The sequence below is a fragment of the Actinospica sp. genome, from assembly GCF_035552695.1.
Lineage (GTDB): Bacteria > Actinomycetota > Actinomycetes > Streptomycetales > Catenulisporaceae > Actinospica.
Window position 1 is genome coordinate 20,295 of the sequence record NZ_DASZKT010000256.1, and the last position, 13,928, is coordinate 34,222.

The window sequence follows — 13,928 nt, forward strand, 5'->3', positions numbered from 1 at the left end:
TGTCCCTTACTCCTACTCCACGGTGACGGACTTCGCCAGGTTACGCGGCTGGTCCACGTCCAGGCCCTTGGCGTCCGCCAGCGCGCAGGCGAAGACCTGCAGCGGTACGGTCGCGACCAGCGGCTGCAGCAGCGTCGGCAGCTCCGGGACGCGGATCAGCGTGTCGGCGAACGGGACCACCGCCTCGTCGCCGTCCTCGGCGATCACGATCGTGTGCGCGCCGCGGGCCCGGATCTCCTGGATGTTGGAGACGATCTTGTCGTGCAGCAGCGGGCGGTCCGCGGGCGGCACCACGACGACGACCGGCAGGTTCTGCTCGACCAGCGCGATCGGGCCGTGCTTGAGCTCGCCGGCCGCGAAGCCCTCGGCGTGCACGTACGCCAGCTCCTTCAGCTTCAGCGCGCCCTCGAGCGCCACCGGGAAGCCGACGTGCCGGCCGAGGAAAAGCACCCGCTCCTCGTCCTTGAGCAGCCGGCCGAGCTCGCGCACCGGCTCCATCCGCTCCAGTGTCTCGCGCACCTTCTCCGGGGCCTGCGACAGCTGGACGAGGATGTCCCTGATCTCGTCCGGGAACTTCGCGCCGCGCACCTGGGCCAGGTACAGGCCGACCAGGTAGCACGCGATCAGCTGGGTGAGGAAGGCCTTGGTCGAGGCGACCGCGATCTCCGGGCCGCCGTGCGTGTAGACCACCGCGTCCGACTCGCGCGGGATCGTCGCGCCGTTGGTGTTGCAGATCGCCAGCACCCGCGCGTGCTGCTCCTTGGCGTGCCGCAGCGCCATCAGCGTGTCGGCGGTCTCGCCGCTCTGCGAGATCGCGATGACCAGCGTGTCGCGGGTCAGGATCGGGTCGCGGTAGCGGAACTCGGAGGCCAGCTCGACCTCGACCGGGATCCGGGTCCAGTGCTCGATCGCGTACTTGGCGATCATGCCCGCGTGGTACGCCGTGCCCGCCGCGATGACGATCACCTTGTCCACGCTGCGCAGCTCGGACTCGCTCATCCGCATCTCGTCGAGCTGCAGCCGGCCCTCGTCGCCGACCCGGCCGAGCAGCGTGTCCGCGACGGCCCGCGGCTGCTCGTCGATCTCCTTGAGCATGAAGTAGTCGTAGCCGTCCTTCTCCGCGGCGGCCACGTCCCAGCTCACGTGGAAGGGCTTGCCCTCGGCCGGGTTCCCGGCGAAGTCGGTGATCGCCACGCCGGTCCTGCGCACCTCGACGACCTGGCCCTGGCCGAGCTCGATGGCCTCGCGGGTGTGGCCGATGAAGCCGGCCACGTCGCTGCACAGGAAGGCCTCGCCAGGCCCGACGCCGACCACCAGCGGGGAGTTCAGCCGTGCGCCGACGACCACGCCGGGGACGTCCGCGTGCACGGCGACGAGGGTGAAGGCGCCGTCCAGCCGGCGGCAGACCCGCCGCAGCGCCTCGGCCAGGTCCCCCGCGCAGTCCGGGAACTCACGGCCGATCAGGTGCGCAACCACTTCGGTGTCGGTCTCGCTGCGCAGCTCGACGCCGGCCTCGCGCAGCTCGTGCCGCAGCGCCGCGAAGTTCTCGATGATGCCGTTGTGCACGACCGCGACCTTGCCGTCCGCGTCGAAGTGCGGGTGAGCGTTCGCGTCGGTCGGCCCGCCGTGCGTGGCCCAGCGGGTGTGCCCCAGGCCGAGGCCGGATTCCGGCAGCGGGTTCTCGGACAGCTCCTTCTCCAGGTTCGCCAGCTTCCCGGCCTTCTTGCGCCCGGTCAGCGCGCCCTCGGCGACGACGGCCACGCCCGCCGAGTCGTAGCCCCGGTACTCGAGCCGGCGCAGTCCCTCGATCACGACGTCGAGCGCCGACTTGTCACCTACGTATCCGACGATTCCGCACACCGTAAAACCGTTTCCTCTCGCCGTCGCCGTTGTCCGCCCACACTCTAGCCGCAGCCGACAAAACCGCAGGTAAAGGTATAGACCAGTGGGTCATCCGCGCGGCGTACGCGGGTAGGCCGGAAGCGTGACCCCGGGGAAAACCCCTAAGCCGACTCAGGGAATGCCATCCTCAGGGATTACTCATCAATAGGACTTCTGCCGGATGTGACGCGCGCCACGCGGCCCTACCGTCAAGGCGTGTCAGATAACGAGCAATCGATCATCGAGGCGACGGCGCTCACAATGCGCTATCCCGGCGGCGTCACCGCCCTCGGCGACCTCACGCTTTCGGTGCGGCCGGGCATCACCGGCCTGGTCGGCGCGAACGGCGCCGGCAAATCCACCCTCATCAAGATCCTGCTCGGCCTGCTCACCCCGACCACCGGCCAGGTGCGCGTGCTGGGCATGGACACGCGGGAGCAGGGCGAGCTGATCCGCGCGCGGGTGGGCTACATGCCCGAGCACGACTGCCTGCCCGCGGACGTGACCGCCACCGAGTTCGTCACCCACCTCGGCCGGATGTCCGGGCTGCCGCCGACGGCCGCGAAGGAGCAGGCGGCCGAGGCGCTGCGGCACGTCGGCCTGCACGAGGAGCGCTACCGGCAGATCGGCACCTTCTCCACCGGCATGAAGCAGCGGGTCAAGCTGGCCCAGGCGCTGGTCGGCGATCCGGGGCTGCTGCTGCTCGACGAGCCGACGAACGGGCTCGACCCGGGCGGCCGGGACGCGATGCTGGCGCTGATCCACCGGATCGGCACCGAGTTCGGCATCGCCGTGATGGTGGCCTCGCACCTGCTCAGCGAGATCGAGCGGATCTGCGACCACCTGGTGGCCATCGAGGGCGGCAAGCTGCTGCGCGCGGCCTCGCTGGACTCGATGACGCAGGCGGTGCCCTGGCTCGCGGTCGAGGTGGACGAGGGCACCGACCTGCTCGCGGCCCGGCTGGCCGAGCTCGGACTGACCGTCAGCCCGCAGCCTTCGCGGCGTCAGCTGCTGGTCCGGCTGGACGGCGAGCCGGTGTTCGACACGGTGCGCGACACCGTCGCCGACCTGGAGCTCCCGCTGACCCGGCTCGAGCACCGGCGGCACCACGTGGAGGAGCTGTTCGCCGAGGCGATGGCCGGCTCGGAGTCCGACTCGACAGGGCAGGAGGCCCGGCTGTGAGCACCACGCAAACGAGCGTCATCCACGACATCGGATACAAGCCGTACACCGGTCCACGGCTGGGCCGCGGGCAGATCGTGCGCGCCCTCTACGTGCACAGTGTGCGCAGCGTCTTCGGCCTCGGCCGCGGACCGAAGGCGAAACTCGTCCCCTGGTTCGTGATCGCCGTCACGATGATCCCGGCCGCGCTGAACGTCTACGCCGCCTCCACCAACCGCGCGCTGGTCCTGAGCTACGCGGACCTCGGCTACAACATGATGCTCTTCTTCGTGCTCTTCGTCGCGGTCTCGGCGCCGGAGCTGGTCTCCCGGGACCTGCGGCATCACGTCCTGCCGCTGTACTTCTCCCGGCCGCTGCGCCGCGGCGACTATCCGCTGGCGAAGCTGCTCGCGCTGTTCTCCTCGCTGCTGATCGTCGAGATCCTGCCGGTGCTGGTCACCTTCCTCGGCCAGGTGGCCTCCGCGAAGTCCGGCCACGAGATCTGGCTCGACTCGCGCGCCGCGTTCCCCGCGGTGTTCGTCGCGTTCTTCCAGGCCGCGCTCTTCAGCTCGATCAGCCTGCTGATGGCCTCGACCACCGGACGCCGCGTCATCGCGACCGGCGCGATCGCGATCCTGTTCCTGGTGACGACGGCCATCTCGCACGTGCTCTCGGACGCGTTGGGCACGACCTACAAGCCGGCCACCACGAGCTGCGTGGAGCCCCTGGTCAATCCGCAGACCTACCAGGGCAACGTGTTCGGACTCGGCGCTCCGGGCCCGAACGGCCAGCCGAGCCAGGCGGTCTCCCAGTTGTGCCCGGGCGTCGACCTGCGCCACGACAACATCGACATCGCCGGCCAGCCCGACCCGGGCAAGCCGGGCTACGCCGACCTGACCATCCGGTACCAGACCCCGGTCTACTCGTCGATCGCCAAGGTCGGCGGCATGCTCAACCCGGTCAACATCGTCGAGGGCACCCGGATCTGGGCCTTCAGCGCGACCGACGGCCAGATCCCCAACCCCTCCCCGCTCGGCCCGGCGTACGGCGCGGAGATGATCGTCCTCGCGGTCGCCGCGTCCGGCGGCCTGTTCCTGCGATACCGGAAGGTGAGCGTCTCGTGAACGAGCTTGCGAGTGAACCATTGAAGACAGCGCGTTGCGCGAGCGCGCCTAGCGAGCGCAGCGAGGTGGCGGCGTGAGCGCGATCGAGCAAACGGCGGCGCCCGTCGCGCCGATCGAGACGGACGGTCCGCTGATCGTCCGCTTCGACCACGTGACCCACTGGTACGGCAACGTGGTCGCGGTCAACGACATCTCACTCGAGCTCGGCGCCGGCGTGACCGGCCTGCTCGGGCCGAACGGCGCCGGCAAGTCGACCATCCTGCACCTGCTGTCCGGCTTCCTCTCCCCGTCCCGCGGCTCGGTCACCATCGACGGCGTGAGCCCGTGGCGGCACCCGGACGTGTTCCGCACGGTCGGCCTGGTGCCGGAGCGCGACTCGGTCTACGCCTTCCTGACGGCCCGTGAGTTCGTCACGGCCTCGGCGAAGCTGCACAAGCTGCCGGACCCCAAGGCCGCGGCCGAGCGGGCGCTGGAACTGGTGGAGATGACGCAGGCCGCGGACCGGCCGATCCAGACGTACTCCAAGGGCATGCGGCAGCGCGCCAAGGTCGCCGCCGCGCTGGTGCACGACCCGAAGGTGCTGCTGCTTGACGAGCCGTTCAACGGCATGGACCCGCGGCAGCGGATGCACATGATGGACCTGCTGCGCGGACTCGGCGCGAGCGGCCGCACGATCCTGTTCTCCTCGCACATCCTGGAGGAGGTGGAGAAGCTCGCCGACACCGTGCAGGTCGTGGTCGCCGGACGGCTCGCCGCCTCGGGCGACTACCGCACCATCCGCCGGCTGATGACCACCCGGCCGCACGTGTTCCTGCTGCGCAGCACGGACGACCGTGCGCTGGCCGGCGTGCTGATCGCGAGCGACGCCGTGCAGGGCGTCGAGGTGACCAAGGCCGGCCTCGAGGTGCACGCGAGCGACCACGGCACCTTCACCCGGGAACTGGCCAAGGTCAGCCGCGCCGCCGGGATCGGCCTGCGCGAGGTCGTCCCCTCGGACGAGTCGCTGGAATCCGTGTTCGCCTACCTCGTCGGATCCTAAGGAGCCGGATATGTATAACTCCACCGTCGCCTGGATCAGCTTCCGGGCGTTGTTCGGGCGCAGGCGGGCCCTGCTCTTCGTGCTGCCGGCGATCGTGCTCGTCATCATCACCCTCTCGCTCAAAGGTGCCCACGGCACGGTGTCCGACTGGCCCGCGCTGGTCCTCGGCCGGGTCGGCGTCGGCGCGGTCGTGCCGCTCACCGCGCTGCTCGTGGGCACCTCGGTGCTCGGCTCGGAGATCGACGACAACTCGGTGCTGCACCTGCTGGCCACCCCCGTGCCGCGGCGCGACGTGATCGTCTCCAAGATCACCGTCTCGGCGCTGACCACGATGCTGTTCGCGGCGGTTCCGGTGCTGATCGCCGGGATCATCGCGCAGGGTCCGCACAAGCTGGCCATCGGCTGCTTCCTCGGCGCGATCCTCGGTTCGATCGTCTACTCCTGCCTGTTCGTGCTGTTCTCGGCGGCGCTGCGGCACCCGGTGATCTACTCGCTGGCGTACGTGGCGCTGTGGGAGCAGCTGATCGCGACCCTGGTCGGCGGCGCGAAGTACCTGTCGATCGAGCAGTGGTCGCTGGGCATCGCGCACAGCGTGTCGGACAACGGCAACCTGGACTCGCACCTGACGTTCACTCCGTCGATCGTCCTCGCGGTCATCGCGGTCGTGCTCACCGTCTGGTACGCCACGGAGCGGCTGAGCGCCTTCGTCGTGCGGGCGGACTGAGGCGGGGAGCCGGACCGGATAAATCAGTGGCGACGGCCGCCGCGCGGGTGCTGTCCTGGCTGAATGCAGATCAGACGACTGGACCCCGTTGAGAACCCGCAGGACCTGGCGGCCGTCGCGCCGGCTTTCGAGCAGTGGCGGACCGACTACCTGCCTGACCTTCCCACGCCCGGGAGGGTCAGGCTTCGCCATTCGTGCATGAACGGCTATCGACAACAGACGATCGTGTTCGGCGTCTTCGCCGACGAGCAGGCGTCCGAGGCCGAGGGCATGGCCACGTACGGGTTCGAACTCACGAAGAACCTGGACCTCACCTGGGCCGACATCCAGGTCCCGGCGGCAGCGCGCGGTCGCGGCGCCGAGACGGCGTTGTTCGAGGCGCTCATGCGGCAGAACGCGGAACTCGGGCGCAAGCGTCTGGCGGTGGGCTTGCCGAACACGATGGTCCCGGCGCCGTTCGTGAAACCGCACGGCGGCACGCTCACCGACACCTCGATCCTCTCCACGCTCGACTTGAGCGCGATCGACCGGGCGCGGTACGAGGCGTGGGCCGAGCCGTCCGCGAAGAACGGCGGGTACACGCTGGTGGGCTGGATCGGGCACTGTCCGGACGAGCTCGCGGAGTCGTACTGCGCGGCGCTGGACGCGATGGCCGACCAGCCGCAAGGCACTTTCGAGTACCAGTGGGACAAGCAATCGATCGATCGGCTGCGCTTCGGCGAGGAGCTGATGCGGGAGATCGGCGTACGCCGGTATGTGCAGGCCGCGCTGGATCCGGACGGGAACGTCGCGGGCTTCAACGTCATCGCCGGCTACCCGGACGAGCCGGAGCTCGTCGAGATCTGGGACACCGGAGTGGCCAGAAACCACCGCGGCCACGGCCTTGGATTGCGCATCAAGGCCGCGGCGAGCTTGTGGGTGCTGGAGGACCGACCGAGCACACGGGTGGTGAGTACGTACAACGACGATGAGAACAAGTGGATGCTCGCGGTCAATCGGGCGATGGGCTATCGACCGCTGGTCCAGTGGCCCGGTTATGAATTCGCCATCACGGACTGAGTGTTCTGCGACGGCAGCAGCGCGGCGCGGGTCGCCAGTCCGGCCGTGCGGGTGAGCACCATCGCGATCGCCATGAAGATCAGACCGTCGGTGATCGCCGCCGACGTGACCTGATGCGCGATGCACCAGTCGGTCAGCTGCTTCGAGAACAGGTGGTCGGCGCCGTAGGAGAAGAAGGCTCTGGCGCCGACGATGACGATCCACAGCAGCGCGTACGGCCAGCCGGCCGAACTGACCGGCTTACCGGTCTTCGGGCTGCGCGAGACCTTCACGAGCGTGATCGCGATCAGTCCGGTCAGCAGTCCGGCCGCGACGCCCGCCAACTCGACGGCGAGCCCGTTGCCGTGCGTGACCGGCGAGTCGATGAACAGCGGCACGATGGCCGCGGACAGGATCGCCGGGCGCAGCAGCCGGAAGGCGCCGATCTTCTTGTGCGGGCCGAGGTCGCTGTGCAGGGTCACGGTGAGGACGGCGGCGTTGATGATCTCGGCCTGGGTGAGTGCGCTGAGCATCGGAGTCTCCTTCGTTCGGGGTCTTGGTGACGCCACCGACTCTTCCGCCGAACGCCCCGCGCCGGATCAACCTGCGGTTCGGGACCTGGTATGACTCCGCACGCGCCGCCCTGGTACCCCGCCTCCACCCGCCGTCTCCACCCACGGTTCGTTCCGCCCGTCCCGCGCCGAGGCGGATACTGGGCGCATGCTCCGAGCCTCCATCTGGGCGACGCGCCTCGTCGGGCTCATCGTCGTCGGCCTGCTGATCTTCCTCCACCCGGCCACCGTGCCTGGCGGAGCCGCGACGCAGCAGCTCGCCTTCGCAGGACTCTGCGTCGGCGAGCTGCTGCTGGCGCTCAGCGAGACGGAACTGCCGCCCGAGCGCACCGGCCGGCTGCTGCGGTCCGGATCGCTGCTGCTGATCGTCGCCGCGGCCTGCCTCGGCGCCTCGGCGGCGGGCAACGGCACCTACATGATCATCTTCGCGGTCAGCGGCATCCAGGCCGCGGTCGCCGACCTGAGCCTGACCACCGCACTCGCCATCGCCGCGCTGGGCACGCTGGTCAGCGAGATCGGCGGAATCGCGTTCGACGAGGGCATCGGCACCTTCGGGGGATTCCCGCTGCTGCTGATCGTCGGCATGATGCTCGGCCGCAGCCGCGCCGACTACCGGATCCGCGCCGAACAGGCCGCCGCCCTGCTGGAACAGCACCAGCGGTTGCGTGTCGAGCAGCGCCGGGCCGACGTGCTCGACGAGCGCGCCCGGCTGGCCCGCGAGATCCACGACGTGCTCGCGCACTCACTGGGCGCGCTCGGCATCCAGATCCAGGTCGCCCGCGCCCTGATCTCCGACCGCGGCGACACCGACGGCGCGCTCGACGCTCTGGAGAAGGCGCAGCGGATGGCCTCCGAGGGCCTGGTCGAGACAAGGCGCGCCGTGCACGCCCTGCGCGCCGACACCCTGCCGCTGCACGAGGAACTGGCCCGGGCCGCCGCCGAACACGCCGAGCGCCGCCACGTCCTCGTGCACTGCGACATCCAGGGCGAGCCGCGCCCCGTCCCCCCGGACGCCACCGTCGCCCTGCTGAGAACAGCCCAAGAATCGCTGGTCAACGCGGCCAAGCACGCCCCCGCCGCGGAGGTCGAGATGCGCCTCGTCTACACGCCCCACGCCGTCCGGCTGGCCATCGCCAACGACCTCCCCACCGCCGCCGCGCCCGCCATGCCCGATGCCGATCCCGCCATGGCCGACGCCGATCCCGCTGCCCATGCCCCGCGCCCCGGCCCTGTCCCGATGCTGCAGACGGTCAACGGCGGCTACGGCCTCACCGGCATGCGCGAGCGCCTCAAACTGCTCCGCGGCACCCTCGACGCGGGCGTCGTAGGTGACCGGTGGATCGTCGCCGCCGACTTGCCGCTGGAGTCGTGATCGTCGGTCGGGCTGTGGGGCGCCGTCGACAGGGCCGACGGCAACCCCGCGGCCCGCGAGTCGGAAATTACGACCCCAGCGCGCTGCTCACCACTCCGGCGAGGCGGTGCGCGACGAGGTCGGCCTTCTCCTGGCTCTCCGCCTCGACCATGACGCGCACGAGGGGCTCGGTGCCGGAGGGGCGCAGCAGGACGCGGCCGCGCTCGCCGAGTTCCAGCTCCGCGGCGCTGACGGCGTCGGCGAGCTCAATGCTCGAACCCACGCGCGACTTGTCGACGCCGCGCACGTTGACCATGACCTGCGGCAGCTTGCGCATCACGGCGGCGAGCTCGGTCAGCGGCTTGCCGCTCTCGGCGACGCGGGCGAGCAGGTGCAGGCCGGCCAGGATGCCGTCACCGGTGGTGGCGTACTCGTGCATGATGATGTGACCGGACTGCTCGCCGCCGAGCACGAAGCCGCCCTCGCGCATGGCCTCGAGGACGTAGCGGTCGCCGACAGCCGTCTGCACCACATTCAGCCCCGCGCGTTCCATGGCGATCTTGAAGCCCAGGTTGGCCATCACGGTCGCGACGACCGTGTCCTCGGCCAGCGCGCCACGCTCGCGCAGGGCGAGCGCGAGGATCGCCATGACCTGGTCGCCGTCCACGACCTCGCCGGCCGAGTCGACGGCCAGCATCCGGTCCGCGTCCCCGTCGTGCGCCACGCCGAGGTCCGCCTCGTGCTCGACCACCTTCGCGCGCAGCAGTTCGAGCTGCGTCGAGCCGCAGCCGTCGTTGATGTTCAGCCCGTCCGGCGCGTCACCGATCGTGATGACCTCGGCACCGAGCCTGCGCAGCGCCGCGGGGGCCGCGATCGAGGCAGCGCCGTGCGCCGTGTCCAGGACGACCCGGAGGCCGTCGAGCCGGTTCGGGACCGTGCCGACGAGGTAGTCCACGTAGCGCTCGACGCCGTCGGCGAGGTCGGTGATCCGCCCGATGCCGTCCCCCACCGGACGCTCCCAGGGCTCCTTGAGCCGCGCCTCGATCGCGTCCTCGACCTCGTCGTCCAGCTTCAGCCCGCCGCGCGCGAAGAACTTGATCCCGTTGTCCGGCGCCGGGTTGTGGCTCGCCGAGAGCATCACGCCGAAGTCGGCCTCCAGCGCGATGGTCAGGTAGGCCACGGCGGGCGTGGGCAGCACCCCGAGGCGCACCACGTCCACTCCGGCCGAGGCCAGGCCCGCCGCCACCGCGGCCTCGAGGAACTCCCCCGAAGCCCGCGGGTCACGCCCGATGACCGCGCTGGGCCGGTGCCCGGCGAACTCGCCGCGCTCGGCCAGGACGTGCGCCGCGGCGACCGACAGGTCGAGCGCGAGCTCGGCGGTGACCTCGCGGTTCGCCAGCCCGCGTACCCCGTCGGTTCCGAAAAGTCGGGCCATGGAAGCGGACCCCTTAGCTGTTGTGGTGGAAGCTCATGCGAAAGAGACAACCCCACCGTACGCCGTGAGACGGACGATGGGGCTGTCTGACTTGCCGATAAACGGCAGAGCGCCGCTCGTGCGTATTCGAAGATTAACGCTTCGAGTACTGCGGTGCCTTGCGGGCCTTCTTGAGACCGGCCTTCTTGCGCTCGACGGCCCGCGGGTCGCGGGTCAGGAAGCCGGCCTTCTTCAGGGTCGCGCGGTTCGCCTCGAGGTCGGCCTCGTTCAGCGCGCGGGCGATGCCCAGGCGCAGCGCACCGGCCTGGCCGGAGATGCCGCCGCCGTTGATGCGGGCGATGACGTCGTACTGGTCGTCCAGCTCGAGCACGTGGAACGGCTCGTTGACTTCCTGCTGGTGCACCTTGTTCGGGAAGTACCCCTCAAGGGTGCGACCGTTGATCTTCCACTTGCCGGTGCCGGGGATGATGCGCACCCGGGCCACGGCCTCCTTACGGCGACCGGTGCCGCCGGCGGGGACCAGGTTCGCGGCGCGACGCACCGGGGCGTCGGCGGCCGGAGCGGTCTCCGTGGTGTAGGTCTCGGGGACCACTTCTTCTTCGTCGATGGTCTCGACTTCGGCTGTCAGTTCGGACACTGCCGCAAACTCCTTGATCGTTACTGAGCGACTTGGGACAGCTCGTACGGGACGGGCTGCTGTGCGGCGTGCGGGTGGTCCGGTCCGCCGTAGACCTTGAGCTTCTTGAGCATGTCGCGACCGAGGCTGTTGTGCGGAAGCATGCCGCGCACGGCCTTCTCGAGCGCCTTGCGCGGGTCCTTGTCGATCAAGTCGCCGTACTTCACGGAACGCAGGCCGCCCGGGTAGCCCGAGTGCCGGTAGGCGAGCTTGTCCTCGCGCTTGTTCCCGGACAGGTGGACCTTCGCCGCGTTGACGATGATGACGAAGTCACCGGTGTCCACGTGCGGGGCGAACTGCGGCTTGTGCTTTCCGCGCAGCAGGATGGCCGTCTGGCTGGCGAGCCGGCCGAGGACGATGTCAGTGGCGTCGATGACGTACCACTTTTGCTCGACCTCGCCGGGCTTGGGGCTGTACGTACGCACGGGTCGTATGCCTTCACTCGATGTCGGTATCCACGGACTCCGTGGATTTGGACGGTGATTCCGTAGGCGGACAGCGTCAGACACCTACGGCATCAGGCACCGAGCCCCCCGGTTTCTTGTCCCCGAGCCCCGAGGGGTACGGAGAGAAGTCCGGGCGCGCATCGCAATCGCGCGGGAAAACACAACGTCAACCAAGGTACCCGGCGCGGACCGGATCGGTCAAAACGGCACAGCCGCAGGTCACTCGCCGGACGCCTGGCGCCGCCGTTTGCGCATCCGGTAGGCGAGCGGCGCACCCGCGCCGAGCAGGATCGGGATCGCCAGCGCGAGGTAGAGGCCGGTCGGGGATGCGTCCGGCGTGCTGGTCAGCGAGGTGTTCACGGCGGCGATGCTGGTCGCCGGGTCGGGCGAGGTCGACGTCACCGGCGTCGTCCGCGTCGGCGTGGCCGACACCCCGGCGACCTGCCCGGACGCGGACGAGGTCGCGAGCGGCTCCCGGTAGGCGGGCTGCGGGGTCGGTCCGTGCCAGGGCACCGAGTCCGGCATGATCAGCACGTTCCCGAGCACCGAGAGCGGCTGTCCGTCCGGCAGCCCGTTGCGGTCCCCCGGGTCCGGCAGCGACTGGATGTTGATCTCGTCGTTCTGGCACACGCCCGCGTGCAGGCCGCAGTCCATCGCCTTGGCCGTGTCGACCAGCACGTGCAGGTTCCCGGCGAGCCAGCCGCCGCGGCCCGGCACGCACTGCCACTGGCCCACGTCGTACGAGCAGGTGGCGCCGGTGCCCGGATCCGCCGCGACACCCACCAGCCAGTGGTAGTCGGAGGAGTAGAACGGCCAGACGATGAGGGTCTGGTCGGTGCCGACCACGCCGTGCCCGACGGAGACCGCGACCTGCTGCGTTCCGGTGCCCTGCCGGAACGTCGAGTCCGGGATGTTCACGCCGCCGTCCGCATAGCCGAACGCGGTCTCGGCTGTTCCCGCGCAGACCGCCCCCACCAGGACGATCGCCGTGGACCAGCGCGTGATCCGCCGGGCGCCCTTGCCCACGAAGAACCCTCCCCGAAGATTAGTCACACCGCAGGGAGCGGAGACTATCGGCACAGGACCCTGAGAGCAACCCCCTACGAACTCTGATACCGCTCAGCAACCGAGAGTACGCAGGCGGCGCGTCTCCAGCACCCGGGCCGCGAGCTCGGCCGCCGACGGATAGCGCACCTCCTCGAGGGTCAGCCCGTGCGGCGGCAGCACGTTGACGGACGAGTGCCGCTGCCCGCTCGCCAGTACCTCGGCCGGGAACTCGGGGGCGCACCGGCCGTCGCCCGCCATCAGCAGCGCGGCGACCAGCGCGCGGACCATCGAGTGGCAGAACGCGTCCGCTTCGACCGTCGCCTCGACCTCGTCCGGCCGGGTGCGCTCCCAGTGCACGTCGAGCAGCCGACGGATGGTCGTGGCGCCCTCGCGCTTCTTGCAGTACGCGGCGAAGTCGTGCTCGCCGAGCACCAGCCGGGACGCCTCGCCCAGCAACTCCAGGTCGAGCGGGCGGTTGTGCCAGAGCACGAATGCGCGGCGGGTGGGCAGCGTGCCCTCGCGCGAATCGCAGACCCGGTAGATGTAGCGCCGGGAGACGGCGGCGAAGCGCGCGTCGAAGCCCTCGGGCGCCTCCTCCGCCCGGTAGACGCGCACGTCCATCGGCAGCTTTCCGGCCAGCCGGCGCAGCAGCTTCTCCCGGTGCGCGCTCCAGACGCCTTCCGGGAGGTCGAAGTGGGCCACCTGGCCGCTCGCGTGCACGCCGGAGTCGGTGCGGCCCGCGACGGTGAGCTGCACCGGCTCGGACACCCGCAGGATCGCCGTGAGCGCCTCCTCGAGGACCTGCTGCACGGTGCGCACGCCGCTGCGCTGCTTCGCCCAGCCGGCGAACTCGGTGCCGTCGTACGCCAGGTCGAGTCGTACCCGGATCATCGATGCCCTTCCAAGGAAGAAGGGCGCCGCTCCGGTGTCCCGGGGGCGGCGCCCTTCAACGTACTGCCGACAATCAGGCCTCTTCGGACTCCGGCTTGGCGTCCTCGACCTCGACCTCAGCCTCGGCGACGGCCTCGGCTTCAGTGGCCTCGTCCGCTGCCGGGGCGGCGTCCGCGACCTCGGCCTCAGCCGCGGTCTCGGTCTTCGCCTCGGTCTCCTTGACCGCGCGCTTCGTCGCGGCCTCGGCCTCGCGGGTGGCCTCCTGAGCAACCGTCAGCGGCTCGACGAGCTCGATGATCGCCATCGGGGCGTTGTCGCCGCGACGCGGGCCGAGCTTGAGGATGCGGGTGTAACCACCCGGACGGGCCGCGTACCGCGGCGCGATCTCCTCGAACAGCTTAAAGAGGGTGTCGCGACCGCTGTAGAACGGCGTGTTGCGCAGCTCCAGCGTGGCGGCCACCTGGCGACGCGCGTGCAGGTCGCCCTTCTTGGCCTTGGTGATCAGCGGCTCGACGAACGGGCGCAGCTGACGGGCCTTGGCCT

The 13,928-nt window shown here is 70.2% G+C and carries 14 protein-coding genes; 6 read left to right on the forward strand and 8 right to left on the reverse strand.

Annotated features, from left to right (window positions below):
- Positions 1–12 precede the first annotated feature (12 nt).
- Positions 13–1,860 (reverse strand): glutamine--fructose-6-phosphate transaminase (isomerizing), encoded by a 1,848-nt coding sequence (gene glmS / locus VG296_RS28585; protein ID WP_325571363.1) that lies wholly within the window; start codon positions 1,858–1,860, stop codon positions 13–15.
- Positions 1,861–2,142: 282 nt separating this feature from the next.
- On the opposite strand from glmS, the gene VG296_RS28590 reads away from it, so the two are divergent.
- The 5 genes from VG296_RS28590 to VG296_RS28610 all read left to right on the forward strand — a co-directional run bounded on the left by VG296_RS28590 (position 2,143) and on the right by VG296_RS28610 (position 6,988).
- Complete coding sequence (locus VG296_RS28590) at positions 2,143–3,063, forward strand: ABC transporter ATP-binding protein (protein ID WP_349259732.1); 921 nt, start codon at positions 2,143–2,145, stop codon at positions 3,061–3,063.
- Positions 3,060–4,166 carry a hypothetical protein gene (locus tag VG296_RS28595; RefSeq protein WP_325571367.1) on the forward strand — a complete coding sequence of 369 codons (1,107 nt, stop codon included), beginning with the start codon at positions 3,060–3,062 and terminating at the stop codon, positions 4,164–4,166. Before VG296_RS28590 ends, VG296_RS28595 begins: the two co-directional genes overlap by 4 nt.
- 112 nt (positions 4,167–4,278) lie before the next feature.
- The gene (locus tag VG296_RS28600; protein WP_349259733.1) at positions 4,279–5,205 is read left to right on the forward strand and encodes an ABC transporter ATP-binding protein; all 927 of its coding nucleotides are present in this window, start codon (positions 4,279–4,281) and stop codon (positions 5,203–5,205) included.
- Between the two features lie 10 nt (positions 5,206–5,215).
- A complete protein-coding gene (locus VG296_RS28605; RefSeq protein WP_325571371.1) occupies positions 5,216–5,929 on the forward strand; it encodes an ABC transporter permease in 714 nt (237 codons plus the stop codon).
- A gap of 198 nt (positions 5,930–6,127) precedes the next feature.
- Positions 6,128–6,988 (forward strand): GNAT family N-acetyltransferase, encoded by an 861-nt coding sequence (locus VG296_RS28610; protein ID WP_325571373.1) that lies wholly within the window; start codon positions 6,128–6,130, stop codon positions 6,986–6,988.
- Here the strand turns inward: VG296_RS28610 and VG296_RS28615 are convergent.
- A complete protein-coding gene (locus VG296_RS28615; protein WP_325571375.1) occupies positions 6,964–7,500 on the reverse strand; it encodes a hypothetical protein in 537 nt (178 codons plus the stop codon). The genes VG296_RS28610 and VG296_RS28615 overlap by 25 nt on opposite strands.
- Before the next feature lie 187 nt (positions 7,501–7,687).
- Between VG296_RS28615 and VG296_RS28620 the strand changes: the two genes are divergently transcribed.
- A complete protein-coding gene (locus VG296_RS28620; RefSeq protein ID WP_325571377.1) occupies positions 7,688–8,911 on the forward strand; it encodes a sensor histidine kinase in 1,224 nt (407 codons plus the stop codon).
- A 67-nt stretch (positions 8,912–8,978) separates the two neighbouring features.
- Here VG296_RS28620 and glmM read toward each other — a convergent pair whose 3' ends face one another.
- The 6 genes from glmM to rplQ form a co-directional block, all read right to left on the reverse strand.
- Positions 8,979–10,325: a phosphoglucosamine mutase gene (gene glmM, locus VG296_RS28625; RefSeq protein WP_325571379.1), complete on the reverse strand. Its 1,347-nt coding sequence runs from the start codon at positions 10,323–10,325 to the stop codon at positions 8,979–8,981.
- 133 nt (positions 10,326–10,458) lie between these two features.
- Positions 10,459–10,962 (reverse strand): 30S ribosomal protein S9, encoded by a 504-nt coding sequence (gene rpsI / locus VG296_RS28630; RefSeq protein WP_349259729.1) that lies wholly within the window; start codon positions 10,960–10,962, stop codon positions 10,459–10,461.
- Positions 10,963–10,982: 20 nt separating this feature from the next.
- Positions 10,983–11,426 (reverse strand): 50S ribosomal protein L13, encoded by a 444-nt coding sequence (rplM, locus tag VG296_RS28635; RefSeq protein ID WP_325571381.1) that lies wholly within the window; start codon positions 11,424–11,426, stop codon positions 10,983–10,985.
- 240 nt (positions 11,427–11,666) lie between these two features.
- Positions 11,667–12,473 (reverse strand): hypothetical protein, encoded by an 807-nt coding sequence (locus tag VG296_RS28640; protein WP_325571383.1) that lies wholly within the window; start codon positions 12,471–12,473, stop codon positions 11,667–11,669.
- Positions 12,474–12,566: 93 nt separating this feature from the next.
- On the reverse strand, positions 12,567–13,385 hold the full coding sequence (truA, locus tag VG296_RS28645; RefSeq protein WP_325571385.1) for a tRNA pseudouridine(38-40) synthase TruA: 819 nt from the start codon (positions 13,383–13,385) through the stop codon (positions 12,567–12,569).
- Between the two features lie 73 nt (positions 13,386–13,458).
- On the reverse strand, positions 13,459–13,928 hold a 470-nt coding region (gene rplQ, locus VG296_RS33050; RefSeq protein WP_349259730.1), incomplete at its 5' end, for a 50S ribosomal protein L17.